Source organism: Pseudomonas sp. UBA4617 (genome assembly GCF_002386445.1).
Lineage (GTDB): Bacteria > Pseudomonadota > Gammaproteobacteria > Pseudomonadales > Pseudomonadaceae > Aquipseudomonas.
On record NZ_DGIR01000021.1, the window covers coordinates 77,726 to 93,596 of the forward strand.

A 15,871-nucleotide genomic window follows, 5' to 3' on the forward strand; every position below is an offset into this window, starting at 1 on the left:
GATACCAGACACGCATCTGTCTTGCTCGGGATCCAAAAAACCTTGCCTGATCCTTGCAAAAGCGGCTTCAGCCGCGCACACCCGAGCCGGTGCCAGCCTGGATGCAGGCGCAACGCGCCCCGGCTACCGATCAGGCGCGCACGTAGCGCTGGCGCAGCACATCACTCAAGGCATCCACCAGCAATACCAGCACCAGCATGCCCATGATCACCGTGCTGGCCTGGGCCTCCTGGAACAGGCTCAAGGTGGTGTAGAGCATCTGCCCCAGGCCACCCGCCCCGACGAACCCCAGCACACTGGCCATGCGGATGTTGTTCTCCCAGCGGTACAAGCTGTAGGCCAGCAACTGCGGCCACAGGTTGGGCAAGGTGCCGAAACAGAACGCTGCCAGCTGGCTGCCACCCTGCAGGCGGATGGCCGTCGCCGGCTCTGGTGGCGCGTTCTCCAGGGCCTCGGCAAACAGCCGCCCCAGCACCCCGGCGGTATGCAGCGCCAGGGCCAGGGTACCGGCATTGGGCCCCAGCCCAGCTGCCAGCACCGTCAGCGCGGCCCACACCAGTTCCGGAATGGCCCGCAGGGCATTGAGCAGCAACCGCGCACAGCCCTGCAGCGGCCAACCGAAGCGGCCCGCGGCCGGTAGCGCCAGCGCCAGGCCCAACAACATGGCCAACAAAGTGCCCAGCCCCGACATGGCCAAGGTTTCCAACGCGCCATGCGCGACCGCGCGCAAATGCCCGGCAGACAGGTCCGGCTGCAGAAAACGCCCGGCGTATTCCGCCATCTGCCCCAGCCCGCCATTGCCGAACAGCGCTTGCCAGTCCAGCTCAAGGTACGCGAACGAGGCCACCACCGCGGCGATCATGGCCCCGAGCAGCAGCAGGTTGATCGCCCGGTTCATGCCAGCCTCCAGCGCAACAAGCGGCTGAACAGGTCGGCCAGCATCACCAGCAGCAGGAACGTCAGCAGCATGCTCGCCACTTCCGCTCCCGCGAACATGCGCATCGACAGGTCGATCTGCTGCCCTAGCCCACCGGCACCGACGAAGCCCATCACCACCGAGGCCCTTACCGCACACTCCCAGCGATACACGGTATACGACACCACTTCCGATGCAGCGCTGGGCAGGATGCCGTAGAGAAATGCCGCCAACCTGCCACTGCCCGCCTGCAGCAGCGCATGGGCCGGGCGCTGGTCGACCGACTCGAAGATTTCGGCGTAGACCTTGCCGAGCATGCCGCTGTAGGTAATGGCGATAGCCAGCACACCGGCGGTCGGCCCCAGCCCGACAGCCCGCACGAACAACAACGCCCAGACGATTTCCGGCACGCTGCGCAGGAATATCAGCAGCCAGCGCACCGGCAGGCGCAGCATGCGTGACCACAGCCCCGCACGACCACCACGCGAGGCCGCGCGCAACGACAGGGCCCGGCTGGCCAGCAGCCCGGCAGGGACCGCCAGCAACAAGGCCAACGCCATTCCGGCGGTGGCCACGGCCAGGGTCTGCAAGGTGGCTTCAGACAGCAACGCCAGGAAATCTGCAGTGTGAGCCGGCGGCCAGAAGGCGCTGGTAAAACTGGCGATCTGCTGGCGGTTCTGCGCCTGTAGCAGTACCCCGGGGTTGAGCTCGCTCAGTTGCACGCCCGGCCACAACACCAGAACCGCCAGCAGGGCCAGCAGCAACCTCGGCAGCAAGGCCGGGTCGCGCTCGTCAGCCTTCAGCATCGCGGAATCTGCACGGTCAGCGTCGGCCCCTGAGGCGGCGTCGGCACCAGCTGTTCATTGGCATACAGCGCATCGAGCAACTGCTCGGTCACCGCTTGCGCCGGGCAGTCGAACACCACCTGCCCTTCGCGAATGCCAATCACTCGCGGAAAGTGCGCCAGCGCCAGTTCCACCGCGTGCAGGCTGGCCACCAGGGTCACGCCATTGGCCTGGGCGTGACGGTTGAGCAAGGCCAGGCTGTGGTCAGCCAGCACTGGGTCCATGGCCGACACCGGCTCATCGGTCAACAACACTTGCGGCTGCTGGTACAACGCCCGGGCAATGCCCACACGCTGCAACTGGCCGCCGGACAATTGCCCACACTGCACGAACAGTTTGTCGGCCAGCCCCAACTCGGCCAGGGCCTGGCGCGCGCCAGGCACATCGCTGGGGTACAACAGGTTGAGCAAGCCTCGCAGCACGCCCCACTGCCCCAGGCGGCCGGCCAGCACCGCCGTCACCACGCGCTGGCGCAGCGGCAACGGCGGGGCCTGATGCACCAGGCCGACCCGCGCACGCAGGCGCTGCCGCGCCCTGGCAGACAACGCCCAGGGCTGTTCGCCCAGTAGCTCCAGGCGCCCGCTGCTGGGCTGGAGCGCCGTGGCCATCAGGTGCAGCAAGCTGGACTTGCCGGCCCCCGACGGCCCGATGATGGCGACGCGTTCGCCCTGGCAGATGCGCAGGTTCACCGCTTCAAGCGCACGCACCTGGCCATGGCACAGGCCGGCGCCGTACAGCTGGATAGCCACTTCGCCGGAGACCGTCACTTGAGCAGGCCGGCCTCGCGTGCAGCCTGCTCGGTGCCCACGTAGTTCTCAGGCTTGGTCTCGATGAAGCGGCTGGCCGCCTGCAGGTCGAGAATGGCCTTGTGCTCCGGGTTGGCCGGGTCGAGGTCGAGGAATGCCTTCCTGATCTTTTCCTTCAGCGCCGGATCCATGTTGCCGCGCACGGTCCAGTTGTAGTCGAAGTAGGTCGGGGTGGTAGCGAACACCCTCACCTTGGCGGTGTCGACCTTGCCGGCATCGACCAGCTTCTGCCAGACACTGGCATTGAGCACGCCGCCATCGACCTTGCCGGCTTGCACCCAGGCCACGGTCGCATCGTGGGCGCCGGAATAGGCCACTCGGCTGAAGTAGTTCTCAGGCTTGATGCCGTCCTGCTTGAGCATGAAGTAACGCGGCATCAGGCTGCCCGAGGTGGACGAGATGGAGCCGAAGGCAAACGACTTGCCCTTGAGGTCGGCCAGGCTTTTCACGTCGGGGTTGGCGGTGATGAACTTGGAGGTGAACTGGGCATCCTGCTCACGCTGCACCAGCGGCGTGGCGGTCGGGTCCTTCAAGTGTACCTGGACGAAGGTGAACCCACCCAGCCAGGCCAGGTCCAGGCGATCGGAGGCCAGCGACTCCACCACTGCCGGGTAGTCGGCGACCGGCACGAACTTCACTTCCATGCCCAGCTGCCTGGCCAGGTATTCGCCCAATGGCTTGAACTTGCGCTGCAGTTCGGTCGGCGCTTCGTCGGGAATGGCACTGACCCGCAGGGTTTCAGCAGCCTGGGCGACTACGGCACAGCAGGACAGCACGAGGCCGGCGGCGAGCGCCAGGGGGCGTTTGAGCATGGGTGTTCTCCGGTTCAATAGCGGGGAAAGGCCGGCCTTTGAGCCGACCACGTGGATTATAAGAGGCGCAGGCACAAAGGCCAGCTTTGCTACAATCGCGCAATAATTTGACCTGCCGAGGTACACATGAGCGAGCCGATTCGCCTGACCCAGTACAGCCATGGTGCCGGCTGTGGCTGCAAGATCTCCCCCAAGGTGCTGGATGTGATCCTCGCCGAAAGCGGCGCCCAGGCACTGGACCCGAAGCTGTGGGTCGGCAATGCCTCGCGTGACGACGCTGCCGTGTATGCGCTGGACGATGAGCGTGGCGTGGTCTCGACCACCGACTTCTTCATGCCGATCGTCGATGACCCCTACGACTTCGGCCGCATCGCCGCCACCAACGCCATCAGCGATATCTATGCCATGGGCGGCGACCCGCTGATGGCCATTGCCATCCTCGGCTGGCCGGTCAATGTGCTGCCGCCGGAAGTAGCCCGCGAAGTGATCCGCGGCGGCCGTGCGGTGTGCGCCGAAGCCGGTATCCCGCTGGCCGGCGGCCACTCCATCGACGCCCCCGAACCGATCTTCGGCCTTGCTGTCACCGGCGTGGTGAACAAGCGCCACCTCAAGCGCAACGACACCGCCAGCGCAGGCTGCCGCCTGTACCTGACCAAGCCGCTGGGCATCGGCATCCTCACCACCGCCGAGAAAAAGGCCAAGCTGCGCCCACAGGACCAGGGCCTGGCCCGCGACTGGATGTGCACCCTCAACACCCCTGGCAGCCGCTTCGGCAAGCTCGACGGGGTCAAGGCAATGACCGACGTCACCGGCTTTGGCCTGCTCGGCCACCTGGTGGAGCTGGCCGAAGGCAGTGGCCTTACCGCGCACCTGGACTACACAAAAGTGCCACGGCTGCCGAGTGTCGAACACTACCTGGCCGAGGGCTGCATCCCTGGCGGTACCCTGCGCAACTTCGACAGCTACGGGCACAAGATCGGCGCCCTCACTGACGACCAGAAACACCTGCTGTGCGACCCACAAACCAGCGGCGGCCTGCTGGTGGCGGTCGCCCCTGACGGGGAAGCCGAGTTCCTCGCCGAAGCCGACAGGCTGGGCCTGCAATTGGCAGCGATCGGCCAGTTGGTCGAGCGACAGAGCCACGCGGTCGAGGTGATCTGATGCGCCCCGACTGCACCGACTTCCGCCAGCTGTTCCTCGATGACGTGCCGATGATGGACATGCGCGCGCCCATCGAATTTGCCAAGGGCGCCTTCCCCGGCGCCGTCAACCTGCCGCTGATGACCGATCAGGAACGCCAGAAGGTCGGTACCTGCTACAAGCAGCAGGGCCAGGCCGCCGCCATCGCCCTGGGCCACCAGCTGGTCAGTGGCGCCACCAGACAGGCGCGCCTGGAGGCCTGGGCGGCATTTGCCCAGGCTCACCCGGAGAGTTACCTGTATTGCTTCCGTGGTGGCTTGCGCTCGCAGATCGTGCAGGGCTGGCTGCGTGATGAAGCAGGCATCCAGTACCCGCGGGTCAAAGGTGGCTACAAAGCCATGCGTTCCTTCCTGCTGGAAACCACTCAGCAGGCCGTGAAGCAATGTGATTTCGTGCTGATTGGCGGCCTGACCGGTACCGGCAAGACTGACGTGCTGCACCAGCTGGGCAATGTGCTCGACCTGGAAGGCCACGCCAACCATCGCGGCTCCAGCTTCGGCAAGCGCGCCACCGCACAGCCGGCACAGATCGACTTCGAGAACCAGCTGGCCATCGATGTACTGAAGAAACGTGCCCGCGGCATCGAGCAGTTCGTATTGGAAGATGAAGGCCGCATTGTCGGCAGCTGCACGGTACCGCTGGAGCTATACCAGGGCATGCAGCAGTACCCACTGGTGTGGCTGGAAGATACGTTCGCCAACCGCGTGGAGCGCATCCTGCGTGATTACGTGATCAACCTGAGCGCCGAGTTCGTCAGCGTGCATGGCGAAGAAGACGGCCGCCGGTTGTTCGCCGAGCGTCTGCTGCAGAGCATGGCGAACATCTACAAGCGCTTGGGCGGCGAACGCTATCAGCGCCTGTCGGACATCCTGCGGCAGGCCCTTGAGGAGCAGCAGCGCAGCGGTGCGGTGGACTTGCATCGAGGCTGGATCGAAGGCCTGCTGAACGAGTACTACGACCCGATGTACGCCTACCAGCGCGCAGCCAAGGCAGAGCGTATCGAGTTTGCCGGAGATGCCGTGGAAGTACGCGAGTACCTAAAGGCCCGGGCGCTACGCACACCGCACAAGTAGAAGCCGGGGAGCCTTGCGCCCCATCACCGGCAAACCCGCTCCCACCTGGCGCCCACACAGTCCCTGTGGAAGCGGGTTCACCCGCGAAGAGGCCTCGGTCGGCTACTCACTGCCCGGGGCTGAGCAACCGCTCCAGCTCCGCGGCGCGGTCACGGGTCATGTCCATCAGGCATGTACCACCTTGCAGTGCCGCCATGGTTCCGCCACTGGCCTGCACATGGAACTGGCAATTGCCATCGCGGTAAGCCAGCCACGTGCGCTGCACATCCCGCAGGCTCTTCTGCTGCCCGGCATCGAGCTTGCCCATCAGTTGCTTGTACACCCGGTTCAGGCGTTGGTCCTGCACATGCGTTTCGGTCTTGATGCAGTCACTCATGGCCACGGTGCTGGAGGCCTTGTCCATGCATTGGCCATAGGCCGCCGTGTAGTCATCGGCCATTGCCGATGACAGCGAGCAGGCCAATGCCAGACCTGCCAGGTAATGCTTGATCATGCAAACTCTCCTTGTGGGATTTCAAAGCGTCTGCGGCTGCTCCGGCGGCATCAGCACCCTGCCCGGCTCAAAGCGCAACGTCGGCATCTGCGTCGCGGCATAGAGCACCACGCCCAACGCCGCAACCAGCACCACGTCTAGCCAGCTCCAGCCCGGCATATCGGCGGCACTGCGCGCCTTCCAGCAATACCAGGCCTGTCCCAGGCAAAAGACCATGATCGCCGCCAGCCACAGGTAGAACCCGGCACCAAAGCCGGTACGCTCATGAAACGCGTAGCTCTGGTTGTCCGGCAAGCGGTCAATTCCGAAACTGCTGGCAGCCAGGTACAGCGCAACCAGCCCAGCCAGGAACGCCAGCCGGCGGAACCGTCGATGGGCCAGGATCGCCAGCCCCAGCAATGGGTTGGCGAACCACTGATACATCCCGAAAGGCAGGCCCCATGGCCCGTACAAGAGCATCTGCAAGGCCGGCATGTGACGCTCGCCACTCATCAGCGCGCCATCGAAGAACAGTGCGAGCACGTACAGCAGCAAGCTGGCGCTCAGGTAGAAAACGGGCAAGGGGCATACCTGGGGAAAGGAACAGGCTGCGACCATAACCCAGGCCCTGCCGCGCTTCCAAACCTTCGATGAGATGTCATGCGGTCAGGCAACCGGCGGCTCCAGTAGCAGGCCATAGATACCGGAATCGGACAGCTCGCCAGCCACGCACCAGCGCGCGCGCAGGGTACCCTCGAGCACGAAGCCCTGGCGTTCGAGGGTACGTGCCGACCCTTGATTACGCGGGTCGATTTCGCCTTCCAGGCGGCGCATGTGCAGGGTGTTGGCGAGGTAGTCGATGAAGCAGGTCAGCGCCTCGTCCATGTAGCCTCGGCCCTGCACTGCGCTGGCCAGGCAATAACCGATCTCGCCACGACGCGAGACATCGTCGATGTTGAACAGTTGGACCATGCCGATCAGTTCACCGTTGTCGCGCCGGTACATGCCCAGCTTGAGCTGGTCACCGTTGGCATAGGCTTCGCGATCTGCGGCCAGGGCGCTTTCAGCTTCGGCCAGGTCTTGCCAGGGGGCATGATGCCAATAACGCATGACTTCGGGGTCGGCCATGATCGCCAGCCATTGCGCGGCATCGGCATGACGCATCGGGCGCAATTGCAGGCGTGGGCTTTCAAGGCAGAGGTCACTGGGGAAACTGCGAGGTGGGGTCACGCCGGATCTCCTGTCCATGGCTGGGGAAATGACAGTTTAACGTCAAGCACAGGGTCCAGGCATCCGGGGCCGGCACAGGCTGGCGGTCAGGCCACCTCGGCCCCATCATCCGGCCAGTGCGGCTCGTTGGCCCCCGGCGGGGTCAGCGGTGGCAGCCCATACGCGGCCCGCGCATCGTCGCAGCTGGGGTTATGTACCCCACCCACCCACGACGCTTCGAACTCGCGGCAGGGGCTGGAGCGGTTGGCGTAGATGGTACACGCCACCTGCTGGCCGATCTCGCCCTGCAGGCTGATACAGCGGCATGGCTTGGCGTCGGTGCCGATCATGGCAACACGGGTGGGATTGATCTGAACCACCAGGTCGTCCGGTACCAGGCCGCCTGAAGACTGGCATTCGCCCCAGAAGAAGGACACACGGAAGTACCCGCAGCAGGCGCCGCAGTCAAGGCAAGGGTTATATTCGGACATGATGGCACGGAGGGAAGGTTGTTGTTATCGGGGCTGGCCCGCGGCGCCATTTTCAATCCAAGCCGGGGCTGCTGGATAGGGGGGCAATGCAAAAATATTTGCCGCTGATCCGGCGGCCTGCCAAAGGCGACCGGCAGCGCTGCCGATCGCCCGTTTTTGTCAGCAGATGGCCTTGTAGGTCGCGGCATCCACGCGCTGCAGAGCAAGCCCTGCGCTCGGGTCATAATCACTGCCCTGCACTTTGCTGAAGTAGGTGCGCGCTTCGCCACAGTGCACCAGGCGGTCGTTCGGCTCACCCTCGGTGAGTACGGTGTAGGACTTGCTGCGCATGGCCTGATATTGGCTGTCCGCTGCCGCCATCACCTGGTGATATTTCATCAGCTGGCTGTCGTCCAGTGCCAGGCGCTTGTCGAGCTGCGCACCCCAGCGGGTCAGGCACACCTCGGCGAAATGACGAACGATCAGCCCCGGTTCCACCAGCACCTCGCCGGCACCGGCGCCGTCCACCGAAGCGTTGCCGACGAGCGTGGCGTGGCGGCCTGGCATGGGGTAGATGCTGATCTGCGTCCCGCTTGCGACCGAAGGGATCACACAGGCAAAACCTTTGGAGCGCTCATCCCGCGAGTAGAAACCTACGTATTCTCTGACGTTATCCGCCAACGTCACGCGCTCGGCCTGGACATTGCCGACCCCGGGCACCGGATCGATGGCGAAGATGTTCACGGGTATGTCGCGCAACACCGGATCCTGAGCCATGGCATTGGCCAACATGTGGCAGCTTATCCCTCCCCTGCTCCAGCCAACCAGATTGACTTGAGTCGGAATGCGCGGCTTGCGAAACATGCTGATGATCTGTTCCTGCAGCTCCTGGGGCGTCGGATGGCGGTCACCATAGTCGTAGGTGCGCCAGAACCAGGAAGCGGAGGAAGAAGGGTCCGGAACAGGTACCCCGGCATCTTTCAGGCGCTGGTACTCTTGCTCGCTCAGCTTGGTACGTTGCCAGTTGCTTTCGCCTTTGATCACCTGCAGCACATGTTTGACGTTCTCTTCCCAGCCATGCCCAAACAGCTGGCCGGTCCAGTTGAAATAACCGCCGGGCTCGACGAACAGGTTGTCATCCTGAAGGTTGCCGCTGCCGGGGCCATCCACGGCGATCCAATGGGCGAACTCGCGGCCTTGGTCGTTGCTGGCCAAGGTAGATACCAGCTCGCCGTTCCAGAAATTGGGGTTGGCGTGGTCGAAGCGGTGGGAGCCGGTGCCGCAGAAATAGGCGGTGAAAACACTCATGGGCAGTCTCTGTAGTGAGAAATGAGTGCTGAAAATAAGTTGGCATACTGACGGAACGCAGGCGGAAAGCTCACCTCTGCTGCGGAATCGGGGCTGCTGTGCAGCCCCAACAGTGATTACCTGCGGGCCAGGCCATCGGCCCGGAACATCTGCCGTATCCCGCGGATCGCCTGGCGGATGCGGTCCTGGTTCTCGATCAGGGCAAAGCGTACGTGGTCATCACCGTAGTCACCGAAGCCGATCCCCGGCGACACACACACCTTGGCCTCGGCCAGCAGCTTCTTGGAAAACTCCAGCGAACCCAGGTGCGCATACTCCGCTGGAATCTTCGCCCACACGTACATCGAGGCCTTGGGGTTCTCGACCATCCAACCCAGCTCGTGCAAGCCTTTCACCAACAGGTTGCGGCGCTGACGGTATTGCTCGGCAATGTCGCGCACACATTGCTGGTCACCCTCCAGCGCAGCGATGGCGGCTACCTGCAGCGGGGTGAAGGTGCCGTAGTCGTGGTAGCTCTTGATCCGCGCCAGGGCACTGACCAGCTCGGGGTTGCCGACCATGAAGCCGATCCGCCAGCCGGCCATGTTGTAGCTCTTGGACAGGGTGAAGAACTCCACCGCGATGTCCTTGGCCCCCGGCACCTGCATGATCGACGGCGCTTTCCAGCCGTCGTAGACGATGTCGGCATAGGCCAGGTCATGCACTACCAGTACCCCATACTGCTTGGCCAGGGCCACCACGCGCTCGAAGAAATCCAACTCCACGCACTGCGCGGTGGGGTTGGACGGGAAGCCAAGGATCATCATCTTCGGCTTGGGGATCGACTCGCGAATGGCCCGTTCGAGTTCATTGAAGAAGTCCACCCCCGGCACCAGCGGCACCGAACGCACCTGAGCCCCAGCGATCACCGCACCATAGATGTGGATCGGGTAGCTGGGGTTGGGCACCAGCACCGTATCGCCCTGGTCGAGCGTGGCCAGCATCAGGTGCGCCAGGCCTTCTTTCGAGCCGATGGTGACGATGGCTTCGCTTTCCGGGTCGATGGCGACCTCGTAGCGTTCCTTGTACCAGTTGGAAATGGCCCGGCGCAGACGCGGGATACCGCGAGAGGTGGAATAGCCGTGGGTGTCTTCGCGCTGGGCGACCTGCACCAGCTTCTCGACAATGTGCGACGGCGTGGCGCCATCGGGGTTGCCCATGCTCAGGTCGATGATGTCCTCGCCACGGCGGCGGGCCGCCATCTTGAGCTCGGCGGTGATGTTGAAGACGTAAGGGGGGAGACGATCGATGCGCGCAAAGCGGCGCGGCGAACCTGGGTTGGCCATGGCTTCCTCTGAGTACGTAAGCGCCCGGAACCGTCCGAGCGACGTTGGCCGATGTGGCGGCCTGAAACAGAAGATAGTCCCGAATGAGCGATTCTGTAAAGGATAATTTCCTGTTTTTACCGACATTTTCAGATCTATTGTTCGAAAACGTGGTGATTATTGTTGCCAGGCCTGTCCCTATCGCCGACGAGCCAGCGACGGGGCCCGATACAGGCATAAAAAAACCCCGGCACCATGCCCGGGGTTTTCGTGAAACAGGCAGCAGTCTCAGCGTGCGTAAGTCATCAGCACGTCCGCAGCGGTCTGGCTGTCCACCCCCATCATCACGCTAAGCGCGGTGACGGTGAGGATGGAGAAGCCGAACACCTTGCGCGCCCACTTGCTGTCGTCCTCGGCCTTGTAGCCACCCCAGGCCATGTACAGCCAGTACAGGCCCATGGCGGCTGCCACGGCCAGGTAGCCGAGGCCGGCGTAACCGCCGAGGGTAAGCATCAGGGTGGCGAGAACGAAGGCCAGTACGTACAGCACGATCTGCTTCTTCGCCGCCAGAACACCGCGCGCCACCGGCAGGACCGGAATGTTGGCTGCGCTGTAATCCTTGAAGCGGAAGATCGCGATGGCAAAGCTGTGCGGCATCTGCCACAGGCTGAACATCACCAGCAGGGTGACCGCAGCCAGGTCGAAGCTGTTGCTCACGGCGCAGTAGCCGATCACTGGAGGCATGGCACCCGACAGGCTGCCGACCAGGGTGCCGTGCACCGATTTACGCTTCAGCCACAGGCTGTAGAAACCGACGTAGACGATGAAGCCGACCAGCGCGCAGAACGCCGACAGCGGGTTGGCCTGGACATACAGCAGGCTGAAACCCGCCACCCCGAGCAGGGTGGCGTAGATCAGCGCGAGGGGCAGCGGCATGCCGCCCTGGACCATGACGCGGTTCTTGGTGCGCTCCATTTTCTGGTCGATGTCGCGGTCGATGCAGTTGTTGAACACGCAACCGGAGGCGACGACCAGGGAGGTTCCCACTACTACCGCCAGGAACAGGGCGAAATCCACATGGCCCTTCGCGGCAAGGAAGAAACCGCCTGCCACGGAAAGCACGTTACCGAAAATGATCCCCGGTTTGGTGATTTGGATAAAGTGCTTAACGGACATGCAGTCTTACCTCACTTGGCCAACATTTCGAGGTGGATGCTGAACATGATCCACAGCGACAGGCCGACAAGCAGAGCGATCACCAAAGTGGTGAACAGGAACGTCGATACGTTGTTGCGTTGCTCTTTCGAGCGGTCCATGTGCAGGAAGTACACGAGGTGTACCACTACCTGGATCACGGCCATGGCAACAATGATCAGAACGGTCAGGTTCTTCGGCAGGCTTGGCGACATGGCCAGGCCGAACGGGATCGCGGTCAGGATGATCGACAGGATGAAGCCGATCATGTACGACTTGACGCTGCCGTGGTTACCTTCGTGATGAGTGTCGTGTGCGTTAGCCATTACAGAACTCCCAGCAGGTAGACGACGGTGAATACGCAGATCCAGACCACGTCCAGGAAGTGCCAGAACAGGCTCAGGCAGCTCATGCGGGTCTTGGCGGTCGGCGTGATGCCGTGCTTGTTGATCTGGTACATCATGACTGCCATCCAGATCAGGCCGGCGGTCACGTGCAGGCCGTGGGTACCTACCAGGGCGAAGAAGCCCGACAGGAAACCACTGCGGTTCGGGCCGAAGCCTTCGCCGATCAGGTGATGGAATTCATAGATTTCCATCGCGATGAAGGCTGCACCGAACAGGAAGGTCACAGCCAACCAGCCCAGTACGCCAGCTTTCTTGCCATCGAACATCTTCAGCATGGCGAAGCCGAAGGTGATCGAGGACAGCAGCAGGAACAGCGTTTCAACAGCTACGAAATCGAGCTGGAAGATGTCATGACCCGACGGGCCGCCGGCAAAACTGCCGGACAGCACCGCGTAGGTGGCGAAGAGCGACGCAAACAGGATGCAGTCGGTCATCAGGTACAGCCAGAAACCCAGTACGGTCATCTGGCCCGAGTCGTGGTGGTGGTCGTCATGCCCATGGTCGTGACCATGAGCAGCACCGTGCATTACTTGACTGGACATTGATTACACCCGCTCAAACGATTCGACACGTGCGCCGGCAGGCAGAGCACCTGCTTTGGCCAGCGCTTTCATGCGCTCGCCTTCGATGCGCGCCACTTCTTCGGCCGGAACCATGTAGCCCTGGTCGTCACGCGCCGCGTGGCGAACGAAGACAGCGATGGTTGCAACCAGGCTCGCGCCAACCAGCCACCAGATGTGCCAGATGAAGGCGAAGCCGAAGACGGTCAGGAACAGGCCCATGAACAAACCGGTGGAGGTATTGCTCGGCATGTGGATCGCTTCGTACTTGGCCGCTGGCTTGTAGGCAACACCGGCTTCCTTGGCTTCGTGCCAGGCGTCCAGGCCAACCTTCTCAGGCATGTGGGCGAAGTTGTAGAACGGAGGTGGCGACGAAGTCGACCATTCCAGGGTACGGCCGCCCCATGGGTCGCCGGTCACGTCCAGGTTCTGGTTGCGGTCGCGAACCGATACGTACAGCTGGATCAGCTGGCAGGCGATACCGAACAGGATCAGCACGGCGCCGACCACGGCTACGTACAGGTAGGGTTCCCACAGCGGGTTGTCGGAGTGGTTCAGACGACGGGTCATGCCCATGAAGCCCAGGGCGTACAGCGGCATGAACGCTACGTAGAAGCCCGAGATCCAGAACCAGAAGGCAGCTTTGCCCCACTTCTCGTTCAGGGTGAAACCGAAGGCTTTCGGGAACCAGTAGGCGAAGCCGGCGATGTAGCCGAATACCGCACCACCGATGATCACGTTGTGGAAGTGGGCAATCACGAACAGGCTGTTGTGCAGGACGAAGTCAGCACCCGGAACAGCCAGCAGAACGCCAGTCATGCCACCGATGGAGAAGGTGATCATGAAGCCCAGGGTCCACATGATCGGCGCGGTGAAGCGCAGACGGCCCTGGTAGATGGTGAACAGCCAGTTGAACAGCTTCACACCGGTCGGAATGGAGATCAGCATCGTCGCCAGGCCGAAGAAGGTGTTGACGCTGGCGCCGGCACCCATGGTGAAGAAGTGGTGCAGCCATACAGCGAAGCCCAGCACGGCGATGGCGCCCGATGCATAGATCATCGAGTGGTGGCCGAACAGACGCTTGCCGGAGAAGGTCGAGGTGACTTCCGAGAACACACCGAAGGCCGGCAGGATCAGGATGTAAACCTCAGGGTGACCCCAGGCCCAGAACAGGTTGACGTACATCATCGGGTTCCCACCAAGCTCGTTGGTGAAGATGTGGAAGTCCAGATAACGGTCAACAGTCAGCAGGGCGAGTGCAGCGGTCAGGATCGGGAAGGAAGCAACGATCAGCACGTTGGCCCAGGTGCAGGTCCAGGTGAAGATCGGCATGTCCATCAGCTTCATGCCAGGTGCGCGCATCTTCATCACGGTGACGAGGAAGTTCACACCGGTAAGCGTCGTACCCAGGCCTGATAGCTGTAGCGCCCAGATGTAGTAGTCGACACCCACCCCAGGGCTGTACTGAATGCCCGCGAGCGGCGGGTAGGCAACCCAGCCGGTCTTGGCGAATTCACCAACGCCCAGCGAGATGTTGACCAGCAGCACGCCTGCCAGCAGCAGGTAGAAGCTCAGCGAGTTCAGGAACGGGAAGGCAACGTCACGTGCACCGATCTGCAGAGGAACCGCCAGGTTCATCAGGCCGGTGAAGAACGGCATCGCCATGAAGATGATCATGATCACACCGTGAGCGGTGAAGATCTGGTCATAGTGTTCAGGCGGCAGGTAGCCTTCGGAGCCACCGGTAGCGGCAGCCAGCTGGGTACGCATCATGATGGCGTCGGCGAAGCCGCGCAGCAGCATGACCATCGCGACGATGATGTACATCACCCCGATCTTCTTGTGGTCGACAGTCGTCAACCACTCGGTCCACAAGTAGGTCCACTTGCGGAAGTAGGTGATAGCACCGACGACAGCGATACCACCGAGCGCAATCATGGCAAGTGTCACCATGACTATCGGCTCGTGATAGGGTATCGCCTCCAGGCTTAGTTTACCGAACATCTCTTACTCCTCTGCACCGGCAGCTGGTTGCATACTCGATTCCACACCCTTGGTAGTGGCCAGATCTTTGCTGCCTGCTTCTTCGTGGCTCGGACGACCGCGGTTCATGCCTTCGTACTTGTCGACGATCAGCTGGAACTGGTCAGGCGAAGCCTCGCTGTACAGCGCGACCGGGTTGTTTTCGCTTGGTTTGGCCAAGGCGTCGTATTCGGCCTTGTCCAGCTTCTTCGGCGACTGCTTGACCTCGGCGACCCACTTGTCGAAGTCTTCCTGGGAGGTGGCAGTAGCCTTGAATTTCATGCCGGTGAAGCCAGCACCGCTATAGTTGGCGCTGATACCGTCGAACTCGCCGTTTTCGTTGGCGATCAGGTGCAGCTTGGTGGTCATGCCGGCCATGGCGTAGATCTGGCCGCCCAGGCCCGGGATGAAGAACGAGTTCATCACGGCGTCGGAAGTGACGCGGAAATTGACCGGGGTGTTAGCCGGGAAGACGATCTTGTTGACCGTGGCAATGCCCTGCTCCGGGTAGATGAACAGCCATTTCCAGTCCAGCGCGACCACGTCGATCTGCACCGGCTTCACATCGGAATCCAGCGGACGATACGGGTCCAGCTTGTGGGTGGAGTGGTAGGTGAAGTAGCCCAGGGCGATGATGATCAGGATCGGGATGATCCACACCGCGGCTTCGATCTTGGTCGAGTGCGACCAGTCGGGGGTGTAGGTGGCGGCCTTGTTGGAAGCACGGTACTTCCAGGCGAAAACCACGGTCATGATGATGACCGGAATCACCACCAGCAGCATCAGACCGGTAGCGATGAGGATCAGGTTCTTTTGCTCAATGCCGACCTGGCCCTTCGGGTCGAGCAGGGTCCAGTTGCACCCACTGAGTAAAAGCATGCCTAAAAAGGGCAATATGCCAAACAGTCTGGGGTAACGCTTTTTACTCATCTCACGACCTCTAGATCAGCTTGCTTCAATGCAATTTGTGTTTTGGTAGCCAACACTTCGTCCTGCCAAGTGCGGCATTTCGCGCCCGTACTCGCTCCTGCCCGGGTCCGACTGCAGGGCCTTGGCGTCAAGCGGGTTAGCGGTGCTTATGGTTTCGTAGGCAACAGGCCTGTACTTCAGACCAAGTCCATTTGGTGCGGGAAAACGCGGAGGGGGGTCCGCCCGGTATCGCCGTTTGGCGAAACTTGACGAAGTCAGCAAAAAGGAGCGCTGGGGCTTCCTTCAATCCTGCGACTCGCAAGCAGTGCCGAACGGAAATTGGGGGCGATTGTAGATAGGTCGC

Annotated in this window: 17 protein-coding genes; 2 read left to right on the forward strand and 15 right to left on the reverse strand. The window is 62.4% G+C overall.

The window, feature by feature from the left end; translation table 11 throughout:
- Positions 1–130: 130 nt before the first annotated feature.
- Genes phnE through B4L76_RS08210 form a run of 4 tightly spaced genes read right to left on the reverse strand, consistent with a single transcriptional unit; the run spans position 131 to position 3,379 of the window.
- A complete protein-coding gene (phnE, locus tag B4L76_RS08195) occupies positions 131–898 on the reverse strand; it encodes a phosphonate ABC transporter, permease protein PhnE (RefSeq protein WP_296231739.1) in 768 nt (255 codons plus the stop codon).
- Positions 895–1,722: a PhnE/PtxC family ABC transporter permease gene (locus B4L76_RS08200; RefSeq protein WP_296231740.1), complete on the reverse strand. Its 828-nt coding sequence runs from the start codon at positions 1,720–1,722 to the stop codon at positions 895–897. Before B4L76_RS08200 ends, phnE begins: the two co-directional genes overlap by 4 nt.
- Complete coding sequence (locus tag B4L76_RS08205) at positions 1,716–2,510, reverse strand: phosphonate ABC transporter ATP-binding protein (protein ID WP_296231945.1); 795 nt, start codon at positions 2,508–2,510, stop codon at positions 1,716–1,718. The genes B4L76_RS08200 and B4L76_RS08205 overlap by 7 nt, the downstream gene beginning before the upstream one ends.
- Before the next feature lie 14 nt (positions 2,511–2,524).
- Complete coding sequence (locus B4L76_RS08210; protein ID WP_296231741.1) at positions 2,525–3,379, reverse strand: putative selenate ABC transporter substrate-binding protein; 855 nt, start codon at positions 3,377–3,379, stop codon at positions 2,525–2,527.
- Positions 3,380–3,505: 126 nt separating this feature from the next.
- On the opposite strand from B4L76_RS08210, the gene selD reads away from it, so the two are divergent.
- Complete coding sequence (gene selD / locus B4L76_RS08215; protein ID WP_296231742.1) at positions 3,506–4,540, forward strand: selenide, water dikinase SelD; 1,035 nt, start codon at positions 3,506–3,508, stop codon at positions 4,538–4,540.
- Positions 4,540–5,652 (forward strand): tRNA 2-selenouridine(34) synthase MnmH, encoded by a 1,113-nt coding sequence (gene mnmH, locus B4L76_RS08220; protein WP_296231743.1) that lies wholly within the window; start codon positions 4,540–4,542, stop codon positions 5,650–5,652. Before selD ends, mnmH begins: the two co-directional genes overlap by 1 nt.
- 106 nt (positions 5,653–5,758) lie before the next feature.
- Here the strand turns inward: mnmH and B4L76_RS08225 are convergent, their stop codons facing one another.
- From B4L76_RS08225 to cyoA, 11 genes are all read right to left on the reverse strand, one after another.
- The gene (locus tag B4L76_RS08225; protein ID WP_296231744.1) at positions 5,759–6,145 is read right to left on the reverse strand and encodes a lysozyme inhibitor LprI family protein; all 387 of its coding nucleotides are present in this window, start codon (positions 6,143–6,145) and stop codon (positions 5,759–5,761) included.
- Positions 6,146–6,166: 21 nt separating this feature from the next.
- Positions 6,167–6,706 carry a hypothetical protein gene (locus B4L76_RS08230; protein WP_296231745.1) on the reverse strand — a complete coding sequence of 180 codons (540 nt, stop codon included), beginning with the start codon at positions 6,704–6,706 and terminating at the stop codon, positions 6,167–6,169.
- 84 nt (positions 6,707–6,790) lie between these two features.
- Entirely contained in the window at positions 6,791–7,354 is a 564-nt protein-coding gene (locus B4L76_RS08235) for a GNAT family N-acetyltransferase (protein ID WP_296231746.1), read from the reverse strand.
- Between the two features lie 86 nt (positions 7,355–7,440).
- On the reverse strand, positions 7,441–7,824 hold the full coding sequence (locus tag B4L76_RS08240; protein ID WP_170028317.1) for a YkgJ family cysteine cluster protein: 384 nt from the start codon (positions 7,822–7,824) through the stop codon (positions 7,441–7,443).
- A 159-nt stretch (positions 7,825–7,983) separates the two neighbouring features.
- On the reverse strand, positions 7,984–9,111 hold the full coding sequence (locus tag B4L76_RS24480; protein WP_296231747.1) for a hypothetical protein: 1,128 nt from the start codon (positions 9,109–9,111) through the stop codon (positions 7,984–7,986).
- 116 nt (positions 9,112–9,227) lie between these two features.
- Complete coding sequence (alaC, locus tag B4L76_RS08250) at positions 9,228–10,436, reverse strand: alanine transaminase (RefSeq protein WP_296231748.1); 1,209 nt, start codon at positions 10,434–10,436, stop codon at positions 9,228–9,230.
- A gap of 267 nt (positions 10,437–10,703) precedes the next feature.
- Complete coding sequence (gene cyoE / locus B4L76_RS08255) at positions 10,704–11,591, reverse strand: heme o synthase (protein ID WP_296231749.1); 888 nt, start codon at positions 11,589–11,591, stop codon at positions 10,704–10,706.
- Between the two features lie 11 nt (positions 11,592–11,602).
- Positions 11,603–11,935 (reverse strand): cytochrome o ubiquinol oxidase subunit IV, encoded by a 333-nt coding sequence (gene cyoD, locus B4L76_RS08260; RefSeq protein ID WP_296231750.1) that lies wholly within the window; start codon positions 11,933–11,935, stop codon positions 11,603–11,605.
- Entirely contained in the window at positions 11,935–12,558 is a 624-nt protein-coding gene (cyoC, locus tag B4L76_RS08265) for a cytochrome o ubiquinol oxidase subunit III (RefSeq protein ID WP_296231751.1), read from the reverse strand. Before cyoC ends, cyoD begins: the two co-directional genes overlap by 1 nt.
- Positions 12,559–12,561: 3 nt before the next feature.
- Positions 12,562–14,580 (reverse strand): cytochrome o ubiquinol oxidase subunit I, encoded by a 2,019-nt coding sequence (gene cyoB / locus B4L76_RS08270; RefSeq protein ID WP_063911280.1) that lies wholly within the window; start codon positions 14,578–14,580, stop codon positions 12,562–12,564.
- A gap of 3 nt (positions 14,581–14,583) precedes the next feature.
- A complete protein-coding gene (gene cyoA / locus B4L76_RS08275) occupies positions 14,584–15,528 on the reverse strand; it encodes a ubiquinol oxidase subunit II (RefSeq protein WP_015268993.1) in 945 nt (314 codons plus the stop codon).
- Positions 15,529–15,871: the final 343 nt, after the last annotated feature.

Bases quoted from the DNA above. Each gene is read 5' to 3' on its own strand.
- cyoD (WP_296231750.1), bottom strand. From the start codon at position 11,935: ATGGCTAACGCACACGACACTCATCACGAAGGTAACCACGGCAGCGTC.
- B4L76_RS24480 (WP_296231747.1), bottom strand. From the start codon at position 9,111: ATGAGTGTTTTCACCGCCTATTTCTGCGGCACCGGCTCCCACCGCTTC.
- alaC (WP_296231748.1), bottom strand. From the start codon at position 10,436: ATGGCCAACCCAGGTTCGCCGCGCCGCTTTGCGCGCATCGATCGTCTC.
- cyoE (WP_296231749.1), bottom strand. From the start codon at position 11,591: ATGTCCGTTAAGCACTTTATCCAAATCACCAAACCGGGGATCATTTTC.
- B4L76_RS08240 (WP_170028317.1), bottom strand. From the start codon at position 7,824: ATGTCCGAATATAACCCTTGCCTTGACTGCGGCGCCTGCTGCGGGTAC.
- cyoA (WP_015268993.1), bottom strand. From the start codon at position 15,528: ATGAGTAAAAAGCGTTACCCCAGACTGTTTGGCATATTGCCCTTTTTA.
- cyoB (WP_063911280.1), bottom strand. From the start codon at position 14,580: ATGTTCGGTAAACTAAGCCTGGAGGCGATACCCTATCACGAGCCGATA.
- B4L76_RS08210 (WP_296231741.1), bottom strand. From the start codon at position 3,379: ATGCTCAAACGCCCCCTGGCGCTCGCCGCCGGCCTCGTGCTGTCCTGC.
- B4L76_RS08225 (WP_296231744.1), bottom strand. From the start codon at position 6,145: ATGATCAAGCATTACCTGGCAGGTCTGGCATTGGCCTGCTCGCTGTCA.
- mnmH (WP_296231743.1), top strand. From the start codon at position 4,540: ATGCGCCCCGACTGCACCGACTTCCGCCAGCTGTTCCTCGATGACGTG.
- selD (WP_296231742.1), top strand. From the start codon at position 3,506: ATGAGCGAGCCGATTCGCCTGACCCAGTACAGCCATGGTGCCGGCTGT.
- B4L76_RS08200 (WP_296231740.1), bottom strand. From the start codon at position 1,722: ATGCTGAAGGCTGACGAGCGCGACCCGGCCTTGCTGCCGAGGTTGCTG.
- phnE (WP_296231739.1), bottom strand. From the start codon at position 898: ATGAACCGGGCGATCAACCTGCTGCTGCTCGGGGCCATGATCGCCGCG.
- cyoC (WP_296231751.1), bottom strand. From the start codon at position 12,558: ATGTCCAGTCAAGTAATGCACGGTGCTGCTCATGGTCACGACCATGGG.